The sequence below is a fragment of the Streptoalloteichus hindustanus genome (assembly GCF_900129375.1).
GTDB classification, from domain to species: Bacteria; Actinomycetota; Actinomycetes; order Mycobacteriales; family Pseudonocardiaceae; genus Streptoalloteichus; species Streptoalloteichus hindustanus.
Genome location: NZ_FQVN01000007.1, coordinates 227,554 through 250,529, shown reverse-complemented (window position 1 = coordinate 250,529; position 22,976 = coordinate 227,554). Strand labels below are relative to the sequence as shown.

The 22,976-nt window shown below is 72.6% G+C and carries 27 protein-coding genes and 1 pseudogene; 9 read left to right on the top strand and 19 right to left on the bottom strand.

Annotation, left to right across the window (positions count from 1 at the left end; all coding sequences use genetic code 11):
- Positions 1-88: 88 nt before the first annotated feature.
- The 5 genes from BUE43_RS22805 to BUE43_RS22785 all read right to left on the bottom strand — a co-directional run bounded on the left by BUE43_RS22805 (position 89) and on the right by BUE43_RS22785 (position 4,160).
- Entirely contained in the window at positions 89-547 is a 459-nt protein-coding gene (locus tag BUE43_RS22805) for a hypothetical protein (protein ID WP_073486656.1), read from the bottom strand.
- Between the two features lie 153 nt (positions 548-700).
- Positions 701-916, bottom strand: coding sequence for a DUF5703 family protein (locus tag BUE43_RS22800; protein ID WP_073486654.1), 216 nt, complete (start codon positions 914-916; stop codon positions 701-703).
- The gene (locus BUE43_RS22795) at positions 913-1,914 is read right to left on the bottom strand and encodes a YncE family protein (protein WP_234995871.1); all 1,002 of its coding nucleotides are present in this window, start codon (positions 1,912-1,914) and stop codon (positions 913-915) included. Before BUE43_RS22795 ends, BUE43_RS22800 begins: the two co-directional genes overlap by 4 nt.
- A gap of 170 nt (positions 1,915-2,084) precedes the next feature.
- Positions 2,085-2,951: an LLM class flavin-dependent oxidoreductase gene (locus tag BUE43_RS22790; RefSeq protein WP_073486652.1), complete on the bottom strand. Its 867-nt coding sequence runs from the start codon at positions 2,949-2,951 to the stop codon at positions 2,085-2,087.
- Between the two features lie 231 nt (positions 2,952-3,182).
- On the bottom strand, positions 3,183-4,160 hold the full coding sequence (locus BUE43_RS22785) for an aldo/keto reductase (protein WP_073486650.1): 978 nt from the start codon (positions 4,158-4,160) through the stop codon (positions 3,183-3,185).
- Between the two features lie 129 nt (positions 4,161-4,289).
- Here BUE43_RS22785 and BUE43_RS22780 point away from each other — a divergent pair, with 129 nt between their 5' ends.
- Both BUE43_RS22780 and BUE43_RS22775 read left to right on the top strand, forming a co-directional pair.
- Entirely contained in the window at positions 4,290-5,339 is a 1,050-nt protein-coding gene (locus BUE43_RS22780; protein WP_073486648.1) for an LLM class F420-dependent oxidoreductase, read from the top strand.
- Positions 5,340-5,487: 148 nt separating this feature from the next.
- Entirely contained in the window at positions 5,488-6,321 is an 834-nt protein-coding gene (locus tag BUE43_RS22775; protein WP_073486646.1) for an undecaprenyl-diphosphate phosphatase, read from the top strand.
- 99 nt (positions 6,322-6,420) lie between these two features.
- Here the strand turns inward: BUE43_RS22775 and BUE43_RS22770 are convergent, their stop codons facing one another.
- Both BUE43_RS22770 and BUE43_RS22765 read right to left on the bottom strand, forming a co-directional pair.
- Positions 6,421-6,816 (bottom strand): hypothetical protein, encoded by a 396-nt coding sequence (locus BUE43_RS22770; protein WP_073486867.1) that lies wholly within the window; start codon positions 6,814-6,816, stop codon positions 6,421-6,423.
- 151 nt (positions 6,817-6,967) lie between these two features.
- Positions 6,968-7,804, bottom strand: coding sequence for an NAD(P)H-binding protein (locus BUE43_RS22765; protein ID WP_073486644.1), 837 nt, complete (start codon positions 7,802-7,804; stop codon positions 6,968-6,970).
- An 87-nt stretch (positions 7,805-7,891) separates the two neighbouring features.
- On the opposite strand from BUE43_RS22765, the gene BUE43_RS22760 reads away from it, so the two are divergent.
- Positions 7,892-8,530 (top strand): TetR/AcrR family transcriptional regulator, encoded by a 639-nt coding sequence (locus BUE43_RS22760; RefSeq protein WP_200797640.1) that lies wholly within the window; start codon positions 7,892-7,894, stop codon positions 8,528-8,530.
- A gap of 69 nt (positions 8,531-8,599) precedes the next feature.
- Entirely contained in the window at positions 8,600-9,325 is a 726-nt protein-coding gene (locus BUE43_RS22755) for a histidine phosphatase family protein (protein ID WP_073486642.1), read from the top strand.
- Positions 9,326-9,385: 60 nt separating this feature from the next.
- On the opposite strand, the gene BUE43_RS22750 is transcribed toward BUE43_RS22755, so the two are convergent.
- A complete protein-coding gene (locus tag BUE43_RS22750; RefSeq protein WP_200797639.1) occupies positions 9,386-10,195 on the bottom strand; it encodes an alpha/beta hydrolase in 810 nt (269 codons plus the stop codon).
- A complete protein-coding gene (locus BUE43_RS34770; protein WP_200797638.1) occupies positions 10,153-10,293 on the bottom strand; it encodes a hypothetical protein in 141 nt (46 codons plus the stop codon). Before BUE43_RS34770 ends, BUE43_RS22750 begins: the two co-directional genes overlap by 43 nt.
- 83 nt (positions 10,294-10,376) lie before the next feature.
- Between BUE43_RS34770 and BUE43_RS36015 the strand changes: the two are divergent.
- Both BUE43_RS36015 and BUE43_RS34335 read left to right on the top strand, forming a co-directional pair.
- Positions 10,377-10,757 (top strand): annotated as a pseudogene (locus tag BUE43_RS36015) (TetR/AcrR family transcriptional regulator C-terminal domain-containing protein); the annotation flags it as partial.
- Between the two features lie 365 nt (positions 10,758-11,122).
- Positions 11,123-11,914, top strand: coding sequence for a GNAT family N-acetyltransferase (locus BUE43_RS34335; protein ID WP_073486638.1), 792 nt, complete (start codon positions 11,123-11,125; stop codon positions 11,912-11,914).
- 28 nt (positions 11,915-11,942) lie between these two features.
- On the opposite strand, the gene BUE43_RS22735 is transcribed toward BUE43_RS34335, so the two are convergent.
- From BUE43_RS22735 to BUE43_RS34330, 4 genes are all read right to left on the bottom strand, one after another.
- A complete protein-coding gene (locus BUE43_RS22735) occupies positions 11,943-12,752 on the bottom strand; it encodes a hypothetical protein (RefSeq protein ID WP_073486636.1) in 810 nt (269 codons plus the stop codon).
- Between the two features lie 7 nt (positions 12,753-12,759).
- Positions 12,760-13,452, bottom strand: a complete 693-nt coding sequence (locus BUE43_RS22730; RefSeq protein WP_234995857.1) for a papain-like cysteine protease family protein — start codon at positions 13,450-13,452, stop codon at positions 12,760-12,762.
- A 293-nt stretch (positions 13,453-13,745) separates the two neighbouring features.
- Positions 13,746-14,660, bottom strand: coding sequence for a helix-turn-helix domain-containing protein (locus tag BUE43_RS22725; protein WP_073486634.1), 915 nt, complete (start codon positions 14,658-14,660; stop codon positions 13,746-13,748).
- 433 nt (positions 14,661-15,093) lie between these two features.
- Positions 15,094-15,507, bottom strand: a complete 414-nt coding sequence (locus tag BUE43_RS34330; RefSeq protein WP_073486632.1) for a D-alanine--D-alanine ligase family protein — start codon at positions 15,505-15,507, stop codon at positions 15,094-15,096.
- A gap of 269 nt (positions 15,508-15,776) precedes the next feature.
- On the opposite strand from BUE43_RS34330, the gene BUE43_RS22715 reads away from it, so the two are divergent.
- Positions 15,777-16,001 (top strand): hypothetical protein, encoded by a 225-nt coding sequence (locus BUE43_RS22715; protein WP_143174322.1) that lies wholly within the window; start codon positions 15,777-15,779, stop codon positions 15,999-16,001.
- Positions 16,002-16,321: 320 nt separating this feature from the next.
- On the opposite strand, the gene BUE43_RS22710 is transcribed toward BUE43_RS22715, so the two are convergent.
- From BUE43_RS22710 to BUE43_RS22700, 3 genes are all read right to left on the bottom strand, one after another.
- Positions 16,322-16,588: a helix-turn-helix domain-containing protein gene (locus BUE43_RS22710; protein WP_073486628.1), complete on the bottom strand. Its 267-nt coding sequence runs from the start codon at positions 16,586-16,588 to the stop codon at positions 16,322-16,324.
- A 109-nt stretch (positions 16,589-16,697) separates the two neighbouring features.
- A complete protein-coding gene (locus BUE43_RS22705) occupies positions 16,698-17,216 on the bottom strand; it encodes a SixA phosphatase family protein (protein ID WP_073486626.1) in 519 nt (172 codons plus the stop codon).
- Between the two features lie 218 nt (positions 17,217-17,434).
- Positions 17,435-18,055: a TetR/AcrR family transcriptional regulator gene (locus tag BUE43_RS22700; RefSeq protein WP_073486624.1), complete on the bottom strand. Its 621-nt coding sequence runs from the start codon at positions 18,053-18,055 to the stop codon at positions 17,435-17,437.
- A gap of 173 nt (positions 18,056-18,228) precedes the next feature.
- On the opposite strand from BUE43_RS22700, the gene BUE43_RS22695 reads away from it, so the two are divergent.
- A complete protein-coding gene (locus BUE43_RS22695; protein WP_073486622.1) occupies positions 18,229-19,242 on the top strand; it encodes a hypothetical protein in 1,014 nt (337 codons plus the stop codon).
- Between the two features lie 61 nt (positions 19,243-19,303).
- Here the strand turns inward: BUE43_RS22695 and BUE43_RS22690 are convergent, their stop codons facing one another.
- The 3 genes from BUE43_RS22690 to BUE43_RS22680 form a co-directional block, all read right to left on the bottom strand.
- On the bottom strand, positions 19,304-20,554 hold the full coding sequence (locus tag BUE43_RS22690; protein WP_073486620.1) for an FAD-binding protein: 1,251 nt from the start codon (positions 20,552-20,554) through the stop codon (positions 19,304-19,306).
- 346 nt (positions 20,555-20,900) lie between these two features.
- Positions 20,901-21,218, bottom strand: coding sequence for a hypothetical protein (locus BUE43_RS22685; RefSeq protein ID WP_143174321.1), 318 nt, complete (start codon positions 21,216-21,218; stop codon positions 20,901-20,903).
- A 47-nt stretch (positions 21,219-21,265) separates the two neighbouring features.
- On the bottom strand, positions 21,266-22,108 hold the full coding sequence (locus BUE43_RS22680) for a class I SAM-dependent methyltransferase (protein WP_073486549.1): 843 nt from the start codon (positions 22,106-22,108) through the stop codon (positions 21,266-21,268).
- Positions 22,109-22,303: 195 nt separating this feature from the next.
- Between BUE43_RS22680 and BUE43_RS22675 the strand changes: the two genes are divergently transcribed.
- Complete coding sequence (locus BUE43_RS22675) at positions 22,304-22,870, top strand: helix-turn-helix domain-containing protein (protein ID WP_073486547.1); 567 nt, start codon at positions 22,304-22,306, stop codon at positions 22,868-22,870.
- Positions 22,871-22,976 lie beyond the last annotated feature (106 nt).

Sequence of the window (22,976 nt, the reverse complement as noted above, 5' to 3'; positions counted from 1 at the left end):
TTCGCCGAGCACATCGCCAGCGCCTCGCCGAAGCCGGCGGGCGCCTTCCTGAACCCGTCCAGCTCGGGGCCGCCGGTGCTGGACTGCGTCAGTCCGAGGTGAGTGCTTCGAACGTGGCTGCGGTGACCATGCCGTAGACCAGGTGCGGGACGATGTCGGAGATCCACCCCTGGGCGCCCCACTCGCGGGGGTTGGTCACGCCCAGTGCTACGGAGGGGACGTCGCTCGCGGCCATCGCGGTGGCGCCGAGTACCGGCCCGGCCAGCAGTGTGGGAAGACCGCTGCAGCGGCAACGGATCAGGCCGTAGAGCGTGCCGACACCGAGGCCGGTCACGTAGCCGAGCAGTGCCCCGGCGCCGCTCCTGCGGTTGGTCGCCTGCTGCTCGTCGCCGAGCCGGATGCCGGCCTGGTCGGCCAGCCGGCCGGCCACGTCTTCGGGAACGCTGCTGGCGGAGCGTGCTCGCACCAGCATGTCCGCATAGGTGAGCACGTTCAGGGCGACGGTTCCCGCCGCTCCCGCCACCAGGCCTCGGACCACGGAACGCATCGACGACCTCCCTCGCGCCAGGCGCCGTAGTGCGCCGGGTTCTCGAGTTCCCGTTCCCGCGTCGGTTTCAACCGGGAGGTCGTGGTCCCGCCGCGAAGCCCTGCCCGCACGCCTCTTCGAGGACACGGGGGCAGGGCGGCCGGACGGCGGGGACTAGGTGAACAGCCCGGGGATGCCGGGCGCGGTGCGGCGCCGGCGCAGCCACACCTTCCGCGTGCCGTCGGAGTAGAGCAGCACCCGGGAGAGCTCCCACCCCGCGAACTCCGCGTGGACGGCGAGCTGCACCGCCGCGGTCCGTCGGGACACGCCCGGCGGGAGTCGCAGCGGCTGGTACTCCCAGTCCCCGTCGACCACCAACCCGTCACTCACGGCTGCACCACCTGTACCCCTCCACTGTCGGCCGATGCCACGAGGACGCGCCCGCTGTCCTGGTCCACGGCCACCGAGTTGGGCTGGTGGACGGTGGGGAAGCGGTGTCGCTCGACGGGCTCGGCGCCGGAGATGTCGTAGCCGACCAGTTCGTTCCTCTGCGTGAGGGTGATCCACAGCAGGTCGCGCTTGCTGTCGTAGGCGAGCCCCCACGGGGCTCCGGGCATCGGGTAGCGCAGCCGCATGAGCAGCGGCTGGTTGGGCGTGTCGGTGAAGGCCAGCAGCTCCCCGGAGGTGGTGTCGACGACGAAGGCGCGGCCGAAGCGGTCGACGAGGGCGTTGCTGGCGCCGTCGCCGGCGCGCAGGGCGGCGCCGAGCTTGCCCGTGTCGAGGTCGACCGGGGTGACCGAGGTGTGCAGCCGGTCGATGACCAGCGCGCGGGAGTCGCTGGGCAGCACGACGGCGGCGCCCTGGAACCCGTCGACGCGGCGTTCCTCGCGGGTGCCGTTGAGGACGGTGATGTTTCTGGTGCCCGGGGTGGCGACCACGGTGCGCTGGCCGACCATCACCGCGCCGGTGGGCTGACCGCTGACCGGGACGCGCTCGACCTCGCCGCCGGGCAGCTTCACGCGCAGGAGCTGGTCGGCGCTCGGCACGGGGGCGAGCAGCTCGGAGCCGGCGAGGGTGAGCTGTTCGACGGCGCCGGGCAGCGGGACGGCGCGGGGCGTGCCGGCGAGGTCGTCGAGGCCGAGCAGGAGCAGCTCGTCGGGCTGGCGGACCGCGAGGGCGAGCGTGCGGCTGCCGGGGTCGACGGCCATGGCGGCGACCGGGCGCGACAGCGGGTGCACGGCGCCGGCGGGGGCGGCCGATGTCGGGGGCGCGGTGGCGGGGGTGGCGGCGACCAGGGACTTCGCGACCTGGAGCGCCTCACCCGCCTGCTCGTTGCCCGAGGAACACCCGGCCAGCACGGCGGCCCCCGCGACCAGGACCGCGACCACTCGACGCAACACCGACCTCCTGTGTACACCGCTGACGTCGTGTCCCCGGCCGGTCGGGCCGGCCGAAGACGTCCCCCCAGCATCCCCGACGCCCGTGGTGAGGTCACGCACGGGGACCCGGCTGGTGCAGCGCGCCCCCTCGTCGGGAGCAGGTGACGGCCGGTCCACGGTCAGCGCAGGGCGATCGGGGCCAGGAGGTCGACCTGTGTGGGGTCGGCCGTGCAGGGGAAGAGCAACAACTCGTCGCAGCCGGCGGACCGGTAGCGGGCGATCGCGTCCCGGACGGCGCTCTCCCCGGTCAGCGCCATCCGCTGCCCGGCCTCGGGCGTGACGTCGGCGAAGGAGTAGTAGTGGGACAGGTAGTTCCCGGCGACGCGCTGGGCGTCCGGCCCGAGGGCGAAGTAGGCGAGGGCCAGGACCCGGGGGTCGCCCTGGCGGCCCTCGGCGGTCCACAGCTGGCGGAGGCGCTCGACCGACTCGCCGAGCTGGTCCGGGGTGATGCTGCTGGCCGCGATCCACCCCGCGCCGAAGCGGGCGGCGCGGACGTAGGCGACCTCGGCCCCGCCGCCGATGATCAACGGGATGTCGCCCCGGGTGGGGCGCGGGCCGATGGCGCCGCTCGTGCCCCTGGCCTCGCCGGCCCAGATCCGTTTCATCTCGGCGAGCATCTCGTCGAAGCGGTGGCCGCGGCCGGACAGGGGAACGCCGGAGGCCAGGTAGTCGTCCTCGCGCAGGCCGACGGCGACGCCGAGGACGAGCCGGCCGCTGGCGAGCCGGTCGAGGGAGGCGGCCTGCTTGGCCAGCAGGGCGGCGTTGACGCGCAGCGGGGCCAGCAGGATCGAGGTGGTGAGGCGGACGTTCTCGGTGACGCCGGCGACCGCGGCCAGGGTGATCAGCGGCTCGTAGTTGTCGTAGACGACGCGGTCGATCACGCCGACGGAGGCGAATCCCAGTTGGTCGGCCCGGCGCGCGACCTCGAACAACTGGGCGGGCTCGGCGCCGGAGACGGTGGCCGGCAGGCCGATTCCGATGTCCATTTCGCCTCCGACGTCCCTGGCGGCGCGACCGGGTCACAGCTTGTGACCGGGAACACACAGTTCGTAGCAGTCGGGGGAGGCCGCCGCCAGTCGGCAGTGGAGATCAGCGCCCTTCGGAGGAGCACGGTCGGGTGGCCGGGAGATCGCTTGCGCGGCAGGGGAACCGTGGCTCCGCGCCCGGCGCCCCGCTCGTCGCTCGCTGTCGATCACTGGCCGTGCGGACCCGCTCGTCTAGTGCAGGGGGCGCTCCGGGTAGCCGAACTCGACGGCGCTGACGTCGTCGAGGGCGGCCCTGATCTCCGGGGGCAACGTGAGGTCCTCGGCGGCCAGGGAGCCGGTGAGCTGCGCGGTGTCGCGGGCGCCGACGACCGGGGCGACCACCCCGGGGCGGTCGCGGACCCAGGCCAGCGCGACGGCCAGCGGAGAGGTGCCCAGCCCGTCGGCGGCGGTCGCCACGGCCTGCACGATGCGCGCGGCCCGCTCGGTGCGGTGGTGTTCGACGTAGGCGGCGAAGTGCGGCGAGGCGCCCCGGGAGTCGGCGGGCGTGCCGGAGCGGTACTTGCCGGTGAGCACCCCGCGCCCCAGCGGCGCCCACGGCAGCAGACCGACGCCGTGGTGCGTGGCCGCCGGCACGATCTCGCGTTCCACACCGCGTTCGAGCAGTGAGTACTCGACCTGGGTGGCGACCAGGGGCGTGCGGCCGGGGACGGCGCGTTGCAGCGCGGCGGCGGTGCCGAGCTGCCAGCCGGAGTAGTTGGACACGCCCGCGTAGCGGACCTTGCCGGTGGTGACGGCGGTGTCGACGGCGGCGAGGGTCTCCTCCAGCGGGGTGGCGGGGTCCCATGCGTGGAGCTGCCACAGGTCGACGTGCTCGACGCGGAGGCGGCGCAGCGAGTTCTCCAGGGCGGTGAGCAGCGCGCCGCGCGACGCGCCGCCGCCGAAGGGGCCGTCGTGCCGACGGGCGACGGCCTTGGTGGCCAGCACGATCTCGTCGCGGGGCACGACGTCGCCCAGCAGTCCGCCGAGGATCTGCTCGCCGTCGCCGTCGGCGTAGACGTCGGCGGTGTCGACGAGGGTGCCGCCGGCGTCGACGAACGCGACGAGCTGGTTCGCCGCCTCGTCGGCGTCGGTGTCCCTGCCCCAGGTCATCGTGCCGAGGGCGAGCCGGGAGACGCGCAGGCCGCTGCGGCCGAGCTGTCGCTGTTCCACGGTCGGCGAGCCTAGAAGGTGATCGGCGGGCGGGTGGGGTGTGGCGCGCCGACGACGCCCGGCGCCGGGAGTGTGACCGGGGCGACACCGGCGGAACAGCCGATGTTACCTGCCGGTAGGGTCTGCGGTGTGCGACTTGGGTTGAACCTGGGCTACTGGGGCGCCGGCAACGACGCCGAGAACCTCGAACTGGCCAAGGAGGCCGACGCGCTCGGCTACTCCGTGGTCTGGGTGGCGGAGGCCTACGGCTCCGACGGACCCACCGTGCTGTCCTGGATCGCGGCGCAGACCGAGCGGATCGACGTGGGCTCGGCGATCTTCCAGATCCCGGCGCGGACCCCGACCATGACGGCGATGACCGCGGCCACCCTGGACACGCTGTCCGGCGGGCGGTTCCGGCTGGGCCTGGGCGTCTCCGGCCCGCAGGTCTCCGAGGGCTGGTACGGCGTGAAGTTCGACCGGCCGCTGGCCCGCACCCGCGAGTACGTCGAGATCGTCCGCAAGGCGCTGTCGCGCGAGCGGGTCGTGCACGAGGGTCCGAACTGGACGCTGCCGCTGCCGGGCGGCCCCGGCAAGGCGCTCAAGCTCACCGTGCACCCGGTGCGCGAGCACATCCCGGTCTACATCGCGGCGATCGGCCCGAAGAACCTGGAGCTCACCGGCGAGATCGCCGACGGCTGGCTGGCGATCTTCTACTCGCCCGAGCACGCCGCGGAGTCGGTGGCCCACATCCGGGCCGGCCGGGAGAAGGCGGGCCGGGACATGGCCGGGTTCGAGATCGTGCCCACCGTGCCGATCGTGGTGGGCGAGGACTGGCGGACCTGCGCCGACACCGTGCGCCCCTACGCGGCGCTCTACATCGGCGGGATGGGCAGCCGGGACAAGAACTTCTACAAGGAGCTCGCCACCAGGATGGGCTTCGGCGAGCAGGCCCAGGAGGTCCAGGACCGGTTCCTGGCCAAGGACTACCAGGGCGCGGCCGCCGCGGTGCCGCTGGAGTTCCTGGACGCCACCTCGCTGCTGGGCCCGAAGGAGCGGATCGCCGAGCGGATGCGGGCCTACGCCGACACCGGCGTGACGACCCTGACCCTCTCGCCGATGCTGCAGGACCTGGAGCAGGGCCGGGGCGCGCTGCGCACGGCGCGGGAGGCGCTGGAGCTGGCCGGCCTGGCCGAGTAGCGGTAGCGGACCGTGACGGCGGCCCCCGCCCGGATCGCCCGGACGGGGGTCGCCGCGTTCCGCTGAACGCGCGTGCTGCAAGATGCGTGGCGGCAACGCGGCGCACCTCCACCGCGCCGCCCTCCCCGCGAACCCCAGGAGCTCACGCGTGAGCTGGTTGCAGGCCCTGGTCCTCGGTCTCGTCCAGGGATTGACCGAGTTCCTCCCCATCTCCTCCTCAGGCCACCTGCGCATCGTCTCGGAGCTGTTCTTCGACTCCGACGCGGGCGCCTCCTTCACCGCCGTGACCCAGCTCGGCACCGAGCTGGCCGTGCTGATCTTCTTCGCCAAGGACATCTGGCGGCTGCTGACCACCTGGTTCCGCGGTTTCGCCGACGCCGAGGTGCGGCGGACCGCGGACTACCGCATCGCCTGGTACGTGATCATCGGCACGCTGCCGATCGGCCTGCTCGGCCTCGTGTTCAAGGACGAGATCCGCACCGGCGCGCGCAACCTGTGGTTGGTCTCCACCACGCTGGTCGTCTTCGCGGTGGTCCTCGCCGTGGCCGAGCGGTTCGGGCCGCAGCGGCGCACCGTGGAGCAGATGACCCTGCGCGACGGCGTGGTCATGGGCTTCGCCCAGGCCATGGCCCTGATCCCCGGCGTCTCGCGCTCCGGGGGCACCATCACGGCCGGGCTGGCCATCGGCCTGAACCGCGCGGCGGCGGCCCGCTACTCGTTCCTGCTGGCGATCCCGGCCGTCTTCGCCTCCGGCATCTTCAGCATCCCCGACGTCTTCGAGCGCAGCGGCCCCGGCCCGCAGCCGAGCGTGGCGCAGATGGTGGTGGCCACCGCGATCGCCTTCGCGGTCGGCTACGCCACGATCGCCTGGTTGCTCAACTGGGTCGCCAAGCACAGCGTCTACGTCTTCGTCTGGTACCGCCTGGCCCTCGGCCTGACGGTCATGGGCCTGCTGTCGGCCGGAGTCGTCAACGCGACCTGACGACCCCGCACAGCGACGTGGTGGGGGCGGCCTCGGCCGCCCCCACCACGCTTTTACGTCGTGTTCTGGCGGCCCTGCGCCAGAGCGGGGCAAACGCCATTAACGCTTCGGTTGTTTCCGAGCAACGCCGGAACTCCCCAAATCGAGACGGCTCGCCAACACGCCTACCTGGGCGCGGAGTCCGCGCACCTCGCGAACGAGGGCGTGCAACAGGAGGACCACCGGGTCTTCCGTGGGTGGGATCTCGCTGCTGGCGGCGGGTGGAGGTTCCTGGCCGTGCAGCACTGCCGTGAGGTGCTGCGGGTGCCAGCCCAACGCGATCGACAGGGCTTCGAGTGTGCGCGGATTCCTGCGCCGCCGAATCCGGTCCTGTTGCACTTCGCGGATGATGGCGAGCGAAACGCCCGACCGCTCGGCGAGTTCCTTCTGCTTCATCGAGAGTTCGGTCGTGCGCGCGTTCAGCGCCGCCGCGACCGTGCCCCAGTCCTCCGCCATCTTCGCCTCCGCGCTCGTGCTCTGCCTCGCCACTGACGTTAGCGCCGACCTGTTCGTGAGGCTCTCACTCACCGTGATCTTCGTGCTGTGGGGCGGTTTGCTCGGCGGCACAACGGGAGGCGGGACGGCCGGAGCCGTCCCGCCTCTCGCGTCAGTGGGTGGTGCTGAAGGCTGCGGCGTGTTCGGCAGCCCAGTCCGCGAACCGACGCGGAGCGCGGCCCGTGATCTCCTGCACGACAGGGGAAACCGTTGTCGGGTGGTGGGTGGCGTGGGCGTAGTAGCCCAGCACGCCGTCGACGGCGAAGGCGGGGACTCCGGCCTCCACCATGGACTGTCGTGCGGCCTCGGGTGACACTTCCTCGAACCGCAGGGAAACTCCCGTCGCCGCGGCGATATCGCGGACCTGGTCGGCGGTGGTGAGGACCTCGGGTCCACTGAGGACTGGCGCGGCGTTGTGCAGGCGGTCCGTGTCGTGGGACAGCAGCGCTTCGCCGGCGACGGCGGCGATGTCGCGCTCGTCGATCGGTGCGATGCGTGCTTCGCCGTAGGGTGCCCGCACCACCTGCTCGGTGCGGATCTCGGTTGCCCAGGCGAGTGTGTTGGAGTTGAACGCTCCGGGGCGGAGCATGGTCCAGGGCAGGCCGGAGTCCATCACCCGCTGCTCCAGTTCCCGGTGGTGCTCGCCGATCGGGTTGCCCGGGACGGCGACAGCCGAGGTGGAGAGCAGGACAACCCTGCGCACGTCGTGTGCCTTCGCCTGGGTGAGCAGCGCGTCCAGGCCGTTGCCGATCGCGGCGGGGTTGACGAAGACCGCGCGGACGCCGTCCAGGGGGAAGGCCGTCTCGTCGGCCTGGACCACCTCGACCTGGTCGGGCAGGGCGGCGGTGGCGGGCCGGCGGGTGGTGGCGCGAACCTGCGCGCCGGCGGCGAGCAGGTGGTCGATGAGCGGGCGTCCGACGTTGCCGGTCGCCCCGGTGATCAGGTACACGGTGTCTCCTCGCGGACTATCGCAACTCGTTGTTGCGATAGTCTGAGGTTGGCACAGCAGTCACCTCTAACGCAACAAGGAGTTGCGATGGACGCGCAGTCCGCACCGGCCGGCCGGGTCAAGCCGGTGGGCCGGGGAGCAAAGGTGTGCGCGGCCGTCCTGGCGGCCACGCTCGACGAACTGGCCGAGGTCGGTTACGCGAACCTGACAGTCGAGGCCGTCGCCCAGCGGGCCGGCGTGCACAAGACGACGGTCTACCGGCGGTGGAAGGACCGGGAGACCCTGGTCGTCGACGCGTTGACCGAGCACGTCGCGGCGGACCTGCCCATCCCCGACACCGGCGACGTCGCGAGCGACCTGCGCGAGCTGGCCCGCCTCCTGGTCACCCACCTCACGGTGACCCACCTGGGTGTCGCCGCGACGATGTTCTCCGACGCCGGCCGCCTCCCGGAGATCGCCGACGTGCGGCGCCGCTTCTTCGCCGACCGCTTCCGCCGCGCCGCACCCCTCGTCACCAGGGCCGTGGAGCGCGGGCAGCTCCCCGAGGGCACCGACCCCGCCCTGCTGCTGAAGTCCCTGATCGCCCCGATCTACCTGCGGCTGCTGGTCACCTGCGAGCCGCTCGACGACGCCACGGCCGACCACGCCGCCGCGATCACCCTCGCCGCGGCGCGCGCGGGTGTCTTCCGCGCCCACGACGCCCACGGGCAGTCCGAGACCCACTGACAGCACCCGCTGATGCGGACCCCGGTGCAACATCAACGCGACGTGGAGGCGAGCACGTAGGCTGCTGGGGTGGCTACCGTCATCCTGCTCCGGCACGCCAGATCCACCGCGAACGGTGCGGCGGTGCTCGCCGGCCGCCAGCCCGGGGTCGCGTTGGACGACACAGGGGTGGAGCAGGCGGCGACACTGCCGGGTCGGCTCGCCGAGGTGCCGTTGGCCGCGCTGGTCACCTCGCCGTTGGAGCGGTGCCAGCAGACCCTCCAGCCCCTGGCCGCCGCGCGGGGCCTGACTCCCGTGGTGGAGCCGGAGCTGGCCGAGGTCGACTACGGCGACTGGACCGGCAAGGCGTTGAAGGAGCTGGTGGACGAGCCGCTGTGGCGGGTCGTGCAGCAGCACCCCTCCGCCGCGGTGTTCCCGGCGGGGGAGGGGCTGGCCGCGGTGCAGGCCCGGGCGGTGGCCGCACTCCGCGCGCAGGACGCCCGCATCAGCGCCGAGCACGGCCCGGACAGCGTGTGGGTGGCGTGCAGCCACGGCGACGTGATCAAGGCTGTCCTGGCCGACGCCCTCGGCGCGCACCTGGACTCCTTCCAGCGCATCGTCGTCGACCCCTGCTCGGTGAGCGTGGTCCGCTACACCGAGACCCGGCCGTTCGTGCTGCGGATCAACGACAACGGTGGCGACCTCAGCGGGTTGGTGCCGCCGAAGCCGTCGTCCGACGGCGCCCAGGAGGGGGCCGACGCCGCTCGGACCGGGGAGTCCGACGCGGTGATCGGCGGCACCACCGGCACGGCCTGAGCGCTCTCCTCGCACCGCCGAAAGCCCAGCGGCGCAAGGAGAAGGACCCGGGACGTCAGCTCAGCTCCGAGGGGCGGACCTGGCCCGGTCGGCGACGCCGCGGACCTCGTCGGCGACGCGTGACCACATCAGCTGGGAAGGTCGTGCCCGACGCCGGGCAGGGAGCACGAGTCGGGCGCCCGGGATCGCGGACGCGGTGTGGAGCGCGGCTGACGGCCGGATCAGTGGGGCCTGCTCGCCGTGCGGCACCACGGTGGGCACCCGGATCTCGGCCAGTCGTGCCCCGTGCCACTTCGCGCCGATCTGACGGCTCTGCGCCCTGTTGTCCCGAACCCCGCTGACGACGTCGCGCCCGATCACCGCGCGCGCCGCCGCCTCGTCCCACGGGTGGCCGGGTGCGGCGAGCGCCCGGGACAGGGCGAGCCCCAGCGCGACGTCGCCCTCGCGGTCCTCGGGGAAGCGCAGGCGGGAGAACCGCGCGACGGTGCCCGGGTTCACGTACCGGAGCAGCCGCAGCGGTCCGGCGTCGCTGGGCACGGCGCCGGAGATCGTGATGGCGCGGACCCGGCCCGGGTGCCGCAGGGCGGTGCGCTGCACGAGCAGGCCACCCGTGGAGTGCCCGAGCAGGTGCGCGGACTCCCAGCCCAGGGCGTCCAGCACCGCGGCCGCGTCGTCGGTCATGTCCTCGGCGCTGTAGGCGGGCGGGCGGGGCCGGAACAACGCGACGACGGGGTGGACCTTCTCGGTGCCGGCGAACCGGGTGGACTGGCCGGCGTCGCGCTGGTCGTAGGCGACGACCTGGAAGCCGCGTCCGACCAGCTCGGCGATCAGGCCCGGCGGCCACCAGAACCGGGACACGCCCAGGCCCATGACCAGCAGGAGCGGTTCGCCGCCCGCGCCACCCAGGGGTCCTCGTAGGCGATCCGCACCGCGCCGTTGCGCGCGTACCGCGTCACGTCGGTGGTCATCGAGCCTCCTCATTCGCGAACGGTGTGTGCGAAGACGAGGGCTCTACCGCTACGTCGCCACCCGCGACGACCTGCTCGACCTGATGGTCGACGCGACGTGCGCGGAGTACGACCTCGGCCCGCGCGACGGCGACTGGGTCGCCGACCTCGTCGCGATCGGCCACCAGGCCCGGCTGATCATGTTGCGGCACCCGTGGTTGCCCGCCCTGGTCGTCACCCGGGCGACCCTCGGGCCGAACGGCGTGGCGTTGCTCGAACACGTCCTCGACGTCCTCGCGGACCACCCCGCGCCGGAGCCGGCGAAGCTGGAGGCGTTCACGGTGCTGACCACGATCACCGCGATCTTCGCCCAGAACGAGATCTCCGGCGGGTCCGCCGCCCGTCGACGGCAGGACGCCTACCTGCGGCACGTCGCCGCGACCGGCGAGCACCCCCGGCTCACGCGGCTGCTCGACCACCCGGAGCCGACCCGGTCCCCCGCCGAGCGGTTCGGCGACATCCTGGCCCGAGTCCTCAGTGGACTCCTCGGACCACACCCGCCTGAGCGCGCATCCCCGCTCCCGTCACGCGAACGGGTGGAGTGCGGACGTGACGGCAGAGGATGTCGGGCCGCATGCGGCGTTCGCCGGCTGACGCGTGGACGCTGGGCTACGGTGGGACTGCTTCCGTCGCGTCCAGAGAGGACTGAGGCCTCTTGCCGGCGCGTCACCGACGGCCGCTGGGAACCCGCGGGGCAGGACACCGAGCCCCGCCGACCGCGCACAGGCCGACGTCAGCGGCCGTCCGTCGCGGCTTCCGCCCCCGTTGCTCGACGAAAGGCGCCCTTCCCGTGTTCGACGTTCGCGTGCACGCCTACCTGCGTGCCGACCTCACCTCGCGACCCGGAGCCGAAGCCGAGCGGATCGGCCCGTTCCTCGCCTCGTTCGACCAGCACGACGCGGGACTGTTCCGCAACTACGCCGTTCCCGACGACGGCGCCGCGCCCTCGCCCCAGGAGGTCGACGACCTGGTCGCCGCCTTCGCCGACCGGGGCCGCGCGCCGAGGCTGGAGTACCTGCCCAACCTGTGCCCCGAGGTCGAGCCGGCGTTGGTGGCTGCGGGCTTCGCCCCGGAACGCCACCTGCCCCTGATGATCTGCGCGCCGGCCGACTCGGTGCCGGCCAAGCCGTCGGACGCGGGGATCGAGTGCGTGCTGGCGACCAGTGACGAGCAGCTGTGGCAGGTCGCCGAGGCGCAGAACGACGCCTACGGCCAGGACGGGACCACCGAGCACGACGTGGCCCGCCTGCGCGGGGTCGTCGACCGGGGTGGTCTGGTCGCCCTCGCCGTGGACACCGCCTCCGGCCTCGGCGTGGGCGGCGGGCTCTGCGCGGCGCCCCACGAGGGGGTCAGCGAACTGGCCGCGATCGGCGTCCGCGCGCCCTACCGGCGGCGGGGGATCGCCACGGCGCTGACCGCGCTGCTCACCGGGGCCTGTCCGGGCGCCGGGATCGCCGTGCCGTTCCTGACGCCGGCGGGGGAGGTGGAGGAGCGCATCTACCGCGCGGTGGGGTACCGCCGGGTCGCCGACATGCTGCACATTTCCCGTGCGGCGCGGAACCATCCGCTCGGGAAACCGTGAGGGGCCAAGCATTCGTGAGGGACCAGTGCTACCGCGGGGCGTGGCGGCGGGCGCGGAGCCGGCGGACCAGGTAGGCCGCGCCGAGGAGCAGCAGGACCGAACCACCCGCGATCCACGGAACCAGACCGGAAGTCCCGTGCTCCGCCTGCGCCGCGGGCGGAGAGGTCGGACGCGGTTGCGCGAGGCCCGATTCGCCGTCGCGGGGGTTCTGGAACTGGGGTTGTTTGTCCGCGTACCGGTCCCGGACCTGCCGCTGGTAGGCGTCGAGCGGGACCAACGCGCCGACCGGCGACTGCGGCATGCTGGCCCGCAACAGGCGGACCCCGTCCTTGCCGAGTGCGTACCAGCCGTTGATCTGGGGTTCGTTGAGGAGCACGGCGCCGGCGGAGAGCTGGCTGGTGAGCTGGTGTTCGTCGTCGCCGGAGAGCACCGTGTCCACGCGCCACTTCGTGTCCGGCCGTCCCGGCGACTCCGGGGTGACCTGGATGGTCGCGGCGCTGCCGTCCTGGGCGTGGGCGACGACGGCGACGTAGGCGAGAACAGCGGCGGGCCCGGTGTTCTCGCCGCGGACGAAGGCCGGGTCGAGTGTGAAGACCGGCGTGCCGGTCGTCCCGACGGTGATCGCGCCGGGGTCGGGGTGACCAGGTCTGCGGAAGTTGCTGCGCGCGTAGCCGATCGCCTCGGTGGAGTGGGCGGCGGTCACCGCGGCGGAGACCTGCTCCGCGGACGGGTCGACCCACACCGGCGACGCCGCCACCGCCGTGACTCCGCCGAACCCCACCGAACAGGCGATGAGGAGAACGGCCGCGGCCAGCACCCGGAACGCAGACCTGGTCACCGGTGGATCACCCCTTCGCGATGTCGACGACGGTGTCGCCCCAGGTGAACTGCTGGTTGCGCAGGAAGCTGTTGTACGACTGGGTCCGGTAGCGCTGGTAGGTCGGCCACGGGTCGGCGACGTTCAGCGACTTGTTCGCCGAGTCGTAGCCGTAGATGACCTCGGCGTGGCCGCCGCCCTGCGTCCAGTAGATGCCGACGAGCATGGGCGCGCCGTCGTCGATCTGCTGGGTGATCGTGTCGAAGGACACCGCGCCGCCGGTGCTGCTGGCCGAGAAGCCGGTGCCGTGGAAGCCGCGCAGGATCTCGGACATGGTCCCGGGCTGGTTGGGGCAGTTGCCGGCGGAGGTGCCCTTGCCCGCCGCGCAGAACTGCGCCTGCGACGTGCGCGCGCCGTGGAACTGCTCGATGCTCACCCCGGTCGCGGCCCAGCACCACTGGTTCTTCTGCTGCACCTGCTCGGTGAAGCTCAGGGTGCGCTCGGGCGCCCCGCCGGCGAACGCCGGGGCGGCGGACTCCTCGACGCGGAGGTGGCTGTTGTCGCTGAGCGGGTGCGTCAGCACCAGGCCGTGCGGCGCCTGGTTCGCCGGGGCCTCAGGGGTTTCGGCTCCGGCGCTGGGAGCCAGCGCGACGGCCGTGGCGACGACGGCGCCAAGGCCGAGGGCCAGCCGGCCCAGCCGCTTTCCGGACACAGTGGACACAGGGAATCTCCTTTTGTCGCAAAGGAAGCGCGAGTTCCGGAAGCCACGCAGGGAGTGGTTGTTTCCGGGGCGGCGGTAACTCGCTGCTGTCGCCACTGTGACCCAGGGCGCAGGGACGGGAACACCTACTTTGGTCGGGTCGCGCCCCGGAGCCGTTTTCTACATTTGGCAGATACTCTCTCGGCCGTGATCAGGAAATGCGGTCACCGGTCTCCCGACGTCGGCCCCGTGGAGTAGCTGGAACGGTTCCGAACGGCACAACGGACCACGCCGTGACCGCCGCACCGGAACCGTCACCACTGCCACGAAATCCGGTAGCGCCCGGGACTGGCGTCGGAGACGGCCAGGTGGACGCAGTGCGACGGGTCGAGGGACAGCTCACCGCCCCGCGTGACGTTCTTGTCGTCGGTGACCTTCCACGCGCAGCGGGCGGGCACCGCCCGGGGGTCGAAGCAGATCTCGGAGTAGTACTCGTGCACCGGGAAACGGAGTTTGTTCTCCCACAACGTGGTTCGCTGACGCGGTGTCGGAGTCAGCACCTCGTACTCCACCATCAGCGACTCGCCCCGCGCCAGCTCCCGGTCGAACACGACCGAGGCGACCAGGTACCCCGGGTCCGGGAGGTACCTGGTGTTGTCCACCGAGCAGTGGCGCAGTGGGCGGATCAACGGGCTGAGGTGGTGTGGGCCGTCCAGCACGCACGCGACCGAGATGCGGGACACGCCGGAGCGGGTGGCGCGCAGCACCAGCCGCACCCGGACCGTCCGCTCGCCGCCCTCCGGCCCGATGCGCACCAGGTTGTGCTGGCTGAGCCGGACGAGGTACTCGTCCTCGAAGTCCACGCTGCGCAGCAGCACGGGCATTCGCGGCTCGCTGGACCACACCGTCTCGGCCGGCAGACGGCGTTGCCCCTTCCTGCTGAGACCCCGGGGGCGCGGGCGTCCCACCAGCGAGGTCAGCGCGCCGTCGGGAAGCGCGAGCACCTGTTCCAGCAACGGCAGGGCCGCCAGCGACTCGGGCCGCTCCGGCCGGCGTCGACCGGACTGCCAGTGGCTGAGCGTCGCGACGCTGACCTGACACCCCCGCTGCGCCAGGCGATGCCGGATCCGCTCCAGGCCGAGGCCACTGCGGTGGATGGCCGCGCGCAACACCTTCTCGAACGACACCTCGTCCGACGCGTCGACGCGCTTCCGCATCTCGTCCGTCATCGCCAACCCTCCCGCTCGGTCGGAAGCACGGCCGTGCGCGTCGACACGAGCCTCACGCGCCGGAGATCGCCGCGTCGCTGGGGCGACGACGAGGGGGCTCACCGCGGTCCGGGCGCGTTCGTTCCCCCTCAGGACTGACCAGGATCACGCTGACAGGGCGCTGAGGCAAGGAACAACGTCAGATGGCGCCTCGGGATCGCCGGGGCGTCGGAAGGTGCGGTGTGCGCCGGCAGCACGGTACGCCGCGTCCGGACAGCCGACAACCTACGAACGTCGGTGTCGGCTATTCGCACCAGTGCTCGTGCTGGCAGCAGAACGAATGGCGGCACCGCGTTGCGTGGTTCGCGTGGGGACAGGGAACGGGAAGGAACTCGCCGCAGGTCGTCCACGCGCCGCTACTGTCCACTATGGACGTGTCTCGGCGGGTCGTCCCCTATGTCGGAATCCCTTGGGAGTGGCGGAGTTCGCCGGACCTGGCGGGGTCACCCGGCGCGCGCCGTGCGCGGCGGTGGGACAGTGCTGAGTGGACGATCGCCGCGATCAGGTCGCGGTAGGTCCCGACTTCCGGCGCGAGGTCGACCAGGCAGGAGTAGCCCGGCCGCGGCCCGGGCGGGGAGTTGGCTTCGAGGAACTGGGGAACGCCGTGTTCGTCGGCCCGCGGGTCGATCCGCCCGGCGTCCCTGCCGCCGAGGAGCCGCCATGCGGCCAGCGCGGTCGCCGCGGCCCGGTTCGCCTCGCGGTCGTGTGCCGAGCACGGGTGGAAGAGCTCCGGCAGCCTGGCCTTCGTGGTGAAGGAGCAGACGTGGCTGGCCGAGTCGTCGGCCACGATCTCGCCGACCCCGAGCACCCGCGGAGGCGCCGGTGCCGAGCAGTCCCACGGTGAACTCCCACCCCGGAGGGAAGGTCCGTCGTGCCACAGGCGCGCGCACTCGGAGCGCAGTCGCGCGGGGCTGTCGACGAGGCTGCCCGCCGTGATGCCCTTGCTGCTCTCGGCACGGGTTTGAGGAAGAGCGGGTACGGCAGATCGAGTCCGGTGAGCTCCTCCGGGGCGGACACGACGGCGAACGGCGCGGTGGGCAGCCCCGCGTCCCGCACGACCCGTTTCGCCACGCCCTTGTGCCGGCACAGCGCGTGGGCGAGCGGGTCGCCGAAGGTGTAGTCGACGCCGTAGACGTCCAGCAGGGCCGGTACCTGGGCCTCGCGGCCGAACCCGCGCTCGCCCTCGGCGGTGTGGAGGACCAGGTCCGAGCGCGCGCCGGCGACCAGCGCCGAGGCGAGGTCGCGGACAGTGCCCACCAACTCGCACCGGTGGCCGAGTTCGACCAGCCCCGGGAGCGGTAGTCGCCGCGCAGGTCGTAGGTGAGGCCGATCCGCAGCGCGGGGGTCTGCCCGTTGTCGTGCCCCTGGCGCGGCATCGTCACCCCCTTGCCGCGGCCCCGTCGGCACTCGCTGTCACGGGATGCTCTGTCACGCAGCGTGAGGCCGCTGGCCGGTAGGGCCCCACCCCGGTAGCTGGCTACACCTTGTGTCGGGACCTTTCCGCCGTGAGCCGGAAATACCCCCCAGCAGTGTGAGCGGGGGAATGGGGCCGATGTCCGTAGGTGGAGGGGACGAGTACCGCCACGACGAGGACGGCAGGACGCCGCGCCCTCCGAGCTGGATCAGGCGGAGGCGGACAGCGGCGGTTCGACCTGGCAGGCCGCGAACAGCTCGTCCAGGGAGAGATCCAGGGCCGCGGCGAGCGCGGCGATGGTGAAGAAGGACGGTGTCGGCGCCCGCCCGGTCTCGATCTTGCGCAGGGTCTCCGGCGAGATCCCGGCCGCGACGGCGACCTGCGGCATGCTCCTCGTGCCGCGCGCCCGCCGCAGCACCGCGCCCAGGCGTTCGCCGCGCAGCCGTTCCACGGCGGTCAGGGGAACACGAACCATGCCGTCATAGTAATCCCGCTCCGGCTCGTCGCCAGGGGGCTGGACGGGCCGGGGCGCGCGGTGGCGTCCCGGCCCGCGTCCGGGTCACGGCTGGTGGGGGCAGTGCGCTTCAGGTGTGCGGCGTCCAGTACGCCACGAGCCGCCCCACGCCGTGTTCCACCGCCTGCCAGGAGCCGGTGAAGGTCAGCACGGCGAGGGCCGAGGTCGGGAAGCCGCCGCGGTTCATCCTGGCCACCAGGTCGCCCTCCGCCTCGCCGGTCAGCGCGTCCGCGAGGGCGTGCAGCCCCGGGTTGTGCCCCACCAGCATCAGATCGGCGACCTCGTCGGACGTCTCGTTCACCAGCGCGACCAGTTCCCCGAGCGAGGCCTCGTACAACCGCTCCTCGTAGACGGTCCTGGGGCGCTGCGGGAGTTCGGCGGCGGCGGACTTCCAGGTCTGGCGGGCCCGGACGGCCGTGGAGCACAGGGTCAGCTCGGGGGTGACCCCGCTGCCGGCGAGCCAGCGGCCGGCGGCGACGGAGTCCTTCTGGCCCCGGTCCAGGAGCGAGCGTTCGTGGTCGCTCTCCGCCAACGCCTCTGCCTTGCCGTGTCGAAGAAGAACGATCCGGCGGGGTGTGTCGACGCTCATACCCACCAGAATCGCATGATCGACCGACACGTCCGGGGCGGCACGAGGCGGCCGCGACCAAAGATCGCCTGGTCAGTCGAGAACGGGTGGTCATCACCACAGCGGGCGACGTCGTGGCCGCCGTGCCACGCCCGCTCGGTCCACAACCGAACCGCGCCGGAGGAACTTCCTGCGGCACAGCGGAAAAACCGCCCCGCTCCTCCCCGTGCCGAGAGTGGTCACCCGGCCGTCGAACCGCGTGCGCGCACCAGCGGCAGGTACACCTCGTCGACGATCTCGACGAGCACGCCGTCGGTGACGGACGTGATCCCCTGGGTGACGTACTCGTTGCGCAGCAGCGTGACGGCCACGGTGGCGACCCGGGGGTGCAGGGCCTCGGGGCGCACCTCGCCGCGGGCCACCGCGCGCCCCAGGACCGTCAGCCAGACCCCGGCGCCGCCCTGGTTGATCTGCTCCCGCAACTGGGTCAGCAGCTCCGGGTCGTCGCCGACGCCGGCCAGCAGGCCGCGCAGGATGTCGCTCCTGGACGAGGACAGGTCGCAGTTGATCTGCCGCAGCAACGCCAACACATCCCCGCGCAGCTCGCCGGTGTCGGGCGGGCGCAGTTCGACCTCGGCGAGCCGGCGGTACGCGGCGACGCCGAGCGCGGCGCGGCTGGGCCAGCGGCGGTAGATCGCGTTCTTGTTGGTGCCCGCGCGCCGCGCGACCCGGTCCATGCTCAGACCGGCGTACCCGGACTCGGTGAGCTCCTCCACCGCGGCACGCAGGATGGCCTCCTCCAGGACGGCCCCGCGCCGCCGCGACGGGCCGGAGCTCGGCTCCGGTGTCGGGTCATCCACCGTGTGCCCTCCCTCCTCGGTACTGCCCGTACCCTACCAACTCACTCTGTGAGCTGCTCACTTGCCTATTAGGGTACTTCGAGTACCTTAAGAAAGGTCGGGGCGACCGAGGTCCCGACCGGGGACCGGCGCGGGACCAGGACCAAGACCAGGACAGGAAGGGCGGCGCACCCATGCGCGGCAAGGGCATCAGCTACGACACCGGCTTCCTCAACGGTGTCACCACCACCCACGAACCCTTCGACCCCGACGTCGTGCAGCGCGAGATGCGCGTCATCCGCGACGACCTGCACTGCGACGTCGTCCGCGTGACCGGCGGCGATCCCGAGCGCCTGGAGATCGCCGCCCGCCACGCCGCCGACCTCGGCATGGCGGTCTGGTTCTCCCCGTTCACCTACCAACTCACCCCGGAGGAGATGCTGGAGCTCCTCGCCGACTGCGCCGACCGCGCCGAGCGGCTCCGCCAGCGGGGAGCCGAGATCGTCCTCGTCACCGGCGCCGAACTGAGCCTGTTCAACCGGGGGTTCCTGCCCGGCGACACCTCCGAGGAGCGGATCGACGTCCTGCTCAAGCGCCATCCCCGCCTGCCCGAGCTGATGGCGGAGCTTCCGGCGCGGATCAACGAGTTCCTGGGCAGGGCCGTGCGGGTCGTGCGGGAACGCTTCGGCGGCAAGGTCAGTTACGCCTCGATCCCGTTCGAGGGCGTGGACTGGACGCCCTTCGACGTCGTCTCGGTCGACCTCTACCGCACCAGCGAGGTCGCCGACCAGTTCGTCGAGGGCGTGCGAAGCCTGGTCGCGCAAGGGAAACCGGTCGCCATCACCGAGTTCGGCTGCTGCACCTACCGGGGCGCGTCGGCTCGCGGCGCCCGGGGCGGCGAGATCGTGGAGTGGGACGGACCCCACCCGGTCCGGTTGACCGGTGACTACGCGCGGGACGAGGCCGAACAGGCCGCGCACCTGCGGGAGTTGTTGGACATCTTCACCGAGGAGGGCGTGGACACCGCGTTCGTCTACACCTTCGCCAACTACCACCTGCCGCACCGGGACGACCCGCGAGAGGACCTGGATCTGGCCAGTTACGGTGTGGTGCGGGTGTTCGAGGACCGACGCGGTGTCGCCTACCCCGACATGGCTTGGGAACCGAAGGCGGCGTTCGGCGTGGTCGCCGACTACTACCGCGACTGACCGTCCCATCCGTCCACAGTGGACAGAATGTTCGGCCGGCTGCGCTCCACGCGGCCAGGTGTCAGTCCCCGCCCGGGAAGTACGACTCGACCAGCGGGTTGCCGAACTTGCCCGTGGGGTCCAGTTCCCGGCGCAGCCGCTGGAAGTCGGACCAGTGGTCGTACCTGGTCCGCAACACCTGGGGTGGTGTGGCGAAGAGCTTGCCCCAGTGCGGTCGCGGCGACCACGGGGCGAGCGCGCGTTCCACCTCCGGGAGCACGCGGGTCACGGCGTCGACGTCCAGAACCCAGGTGAAGTGCACGACCAGACTCGGCCGCCGGGAGCTCGGGCTGAGCCACAGCGCGTCGCCCCGAACCGTGCGGACCTCCGACACCTGGAGCACCGGTGACATCACCGGCGCGAGATCCCCGAGCGCCCGCAGCACGTCCTGGGCGTGGTCGAGGGGGAGGAAGTACTCGGACTGGAGTTCGACGCCCACGCTCGGGGTGAAGCCGGTGCGGAAGTGGGGGAGCCGCTCGTGCCACGGCCCCGGAATTCCCAGCTGTTCGGTGCAGTTCTCCGCCGACAGGTGCGGGACCGGGTGTCGCGGCCGAACCGCCCGGCGCGCGCCGGTCCAGCCGAGATCGACGGGAGGGCCGTCGGCGCGCCGTTTCACCCAGACCGCGCTCGGCCGCGTCCAGTCGGTGAAGACGCTCACGCTGTGCGCGCAGCCGAAGATCTCCCGGTGGTTCTCCAGGAGGGAGGGCCAGGACAGCTCCTCGTAGACGTGCTGTTCGACCTCGTAGGTCGGGACCAGGTCCAGCCGCACGTGGGTGAGGACCCCGAGCGCGCCGAGGGAGACGGCCACGCCGGGGAAGTCGGCGGAGTCCCGGGTGAGCGTGGTGAGGCGACCGTCCGCCCGCACGAGCCGGACGGCGCTCACCGCGCTCGCCAGGACCTCGTTGTCGTCACCGGAGCCGTGCGTCCCGGTCGCGCACGCCCCGGCGACGGAGACGTGGGGCAGGGAGGGGAGGGTGCGCAAAGCGAACCCCTGCTCGTGCAGCAGGGGCGCCAGCTCGCCGAGTTTGGTCCCCGCGCTGACCCACGCGGTCATCTCGGTCGCGTCGACCTCGACGGAACGCGGCAGCCGGCCGAGGCGGAGGAGAAGACCCGGGGTCGCGGTGAGTGCGGTGAACGAGTGCCCGGCGCCGCGCACCCGCACGTGGTCGGCCCGCGCCACGAGCTCCTGGAGCCGGGTGAGGGTGCGGGGCGCCCGCACGCTCCCCGGGGAGAACACGACGTTTCCGGCCCAGTTCCGCACGGTGGGGGTCATCGCGGTCCTCACCCGGACCGCCCTCGGTGTGCGGGGGTGACGCTCGTTCCGCACCCGCTGACGGCGCCGCGGTCGGCTTGGTCTCGTGGACTCGGAGAGGGCCAGTCTGACACAGAACGCCACGGCACAGCCGGTCTCCGCAACCGAACCGACCTCGGCCCCGAGAGGGGGAAGAACCGGGTCGGACGGCTGCGGGCCACCGCGTGGTCAGCCGTCATCAGCGCGCGACGTCCGATGATCACGCGGTGGCCTCCGGCCCGGACGGCCGCCGGAGGGCGCGCCCCCAGCGTCCCGCTGCGGGCACTGCGGGCATTGCGGGGCCTGTGGGGCCTGCGGGGGAGCGGGGTCAGCTCCGCACGAGCGTCGTCGCGTCCTGGAGCGAGATCCCCCGGAACTGCCGGCGCACGGCCCGCACGGCCACCACCTCGCCCGACTCGTCGCGGAGCTGGTGGATCTCGCTCAGGTCGTGCGTCCGCAGGATCTCCTCGACGGAGCGGTACCGGTCGCGGAACTCCGCTCGCAGCTGGGCTTTCCGCCGCTCACCCGCGACCACGGCGAGGATCATGCCCACCAGGGCCATGACGCTGGCCACCAACGGGTGGCCGAGCAGAACCAGGACGACCGCGCCGACCGCCACCAGTCCACTCAGGATCGACCACACCATCCGCACACCCCTGTCCTCGACCGACGAGCCGAGGACAGTCTCGCGGATCAGCGCGCGGGGCGGTGACCGAAGTGGACGGTCTTCGCGGTCAGCAGGAACACGTCGGCGCGCTGGTCGACCCCCGCCGGGTCGGCCGGGTCCAGCAGCCGGTCCAGCGTCGCGACGTCCTCGGCGTCCAGCATCTCGGCGGCCACGCCGCGCACCCGCTCCAACATCCGCCGCACCGACTTCCGCGGCCCCTCGGCCAGCGGCGCGGGGTGGTCCACGAGGAAGCTCCTGCTGCGCACCTCGGTGAGCCCGGCCGCCCGGAGCATGCCCGGCCAGTCCTCGACCACCGCCACCGTGCCGGGCAGCTCGGCGCGCATCTGGTTGAACCGCTCGGCCATGGCCACGTCCAGCCGGGCCTGCAGCCCCGGCCGGCCGAAGCCGAGGTCGCGCGGCAGCCAGCGGGCCGGCAGGCCGCCCTCGACGATGGCCATCGTGCCCCCGGGCTCCAGCAGGCCGGCCAGCCGGTTCAACGCGTCCTGCTGGTCGCCGACGTGGTGCACGACCTGAGCGGACCACACCAGGTCGGCCGGGCCCAGGTCGGCGAGGCCCTCCGGGAACTCGGCGACCCGGGTCCGCAGCCGGACACCGAGCCGCTCGGCCCGTTGCTCGGCGCGGGCCAGCAGCTCCGGCGTCCCGTCCACCGCGGTGACCTCGGCGTCCGGGAAGGTGGCGGCCATCTCGCAGGCCGCGACGCCGGGCCCGCTGCCGATGTCGAGGACCCGGCGCGGGGAGAGGTGTTCCAGCTCGTCGAGCGCCTGTCGCACGTAGGGGCTGTTCGTCTCGCCCTCGGCCTCCAGCAGGTCGGCCATCGCGCCCCAGTCGAAGTCTTCGGTCGCGTGCATCGCGTTCGCTCCAGTTCTCTTGGTCGAATCCGGACGGCGAGAGCCACCCGCGTCCCGGTCGCCGCGATCACCGCGGGGCCGTCGAAGCCACGTCCCGTTGACGGCCGCACACCCGGGCACCGGCCGGCCTCGGGTACACCGTGCTGCACCGGCCCAACACTTGACAAAACTATTTGCTGTTTCTGCAATAGACCCATGGAAGACGTGCTGGCCGCCGTCGGACCGAGGCTCAAGCGGGTCCGGCAGCAGCGCAAGTGCACCCTCGCGGCGCTGTCGGAGGCGACCGGGATCTCGGTGAGCACGTTGTCCCGGCTGGAGTCCGGGCAGCGCAAGCCGAGCCTGGAGCTGCTGCTGCCGATCGCCCACGCCCACCAGGTGCCGTTGGACGAGCTGGTCGGCGCGCCACCGGTCGGCGACCCGCGGGTGCGGTTGAAACCGACGCGGCGCGGTGACATGACCGTGGTGCCGCTGACCCAGCAGCCCGGCGGGCTGCACGCGTACAAGATGGTGATCGGCGCCTCGCGCAGCACCCCGGAACCGCGTGTTCACGAGGGCTACGAGTGGTTGTACGTGCTCAGCGGGAAGCTGCGACTGGTGCTCGCCGACCACGACGTGGTGTTGAAGGTGGGCGAGGCCGCCGAGTTCGACACCCGGCTGCCGCACTGGTTCGGCAGCACGGGGGACGGGCCGGTGGAGATCCTCAGCCTGTTCGGGCCGCAGGGCGAGCGCATGCACGTCCGCGCGAAACCCCGGGACAAGTAGGGTTCGCCGCCCTCGGCGGTCCGGCGTCCCCTGACTGTCCACTGTGGATGATGAAGGGGATCGTCGGCCGCGGAGCGCCCCGAAGGGGTGGACGGGGCGCGCGGGC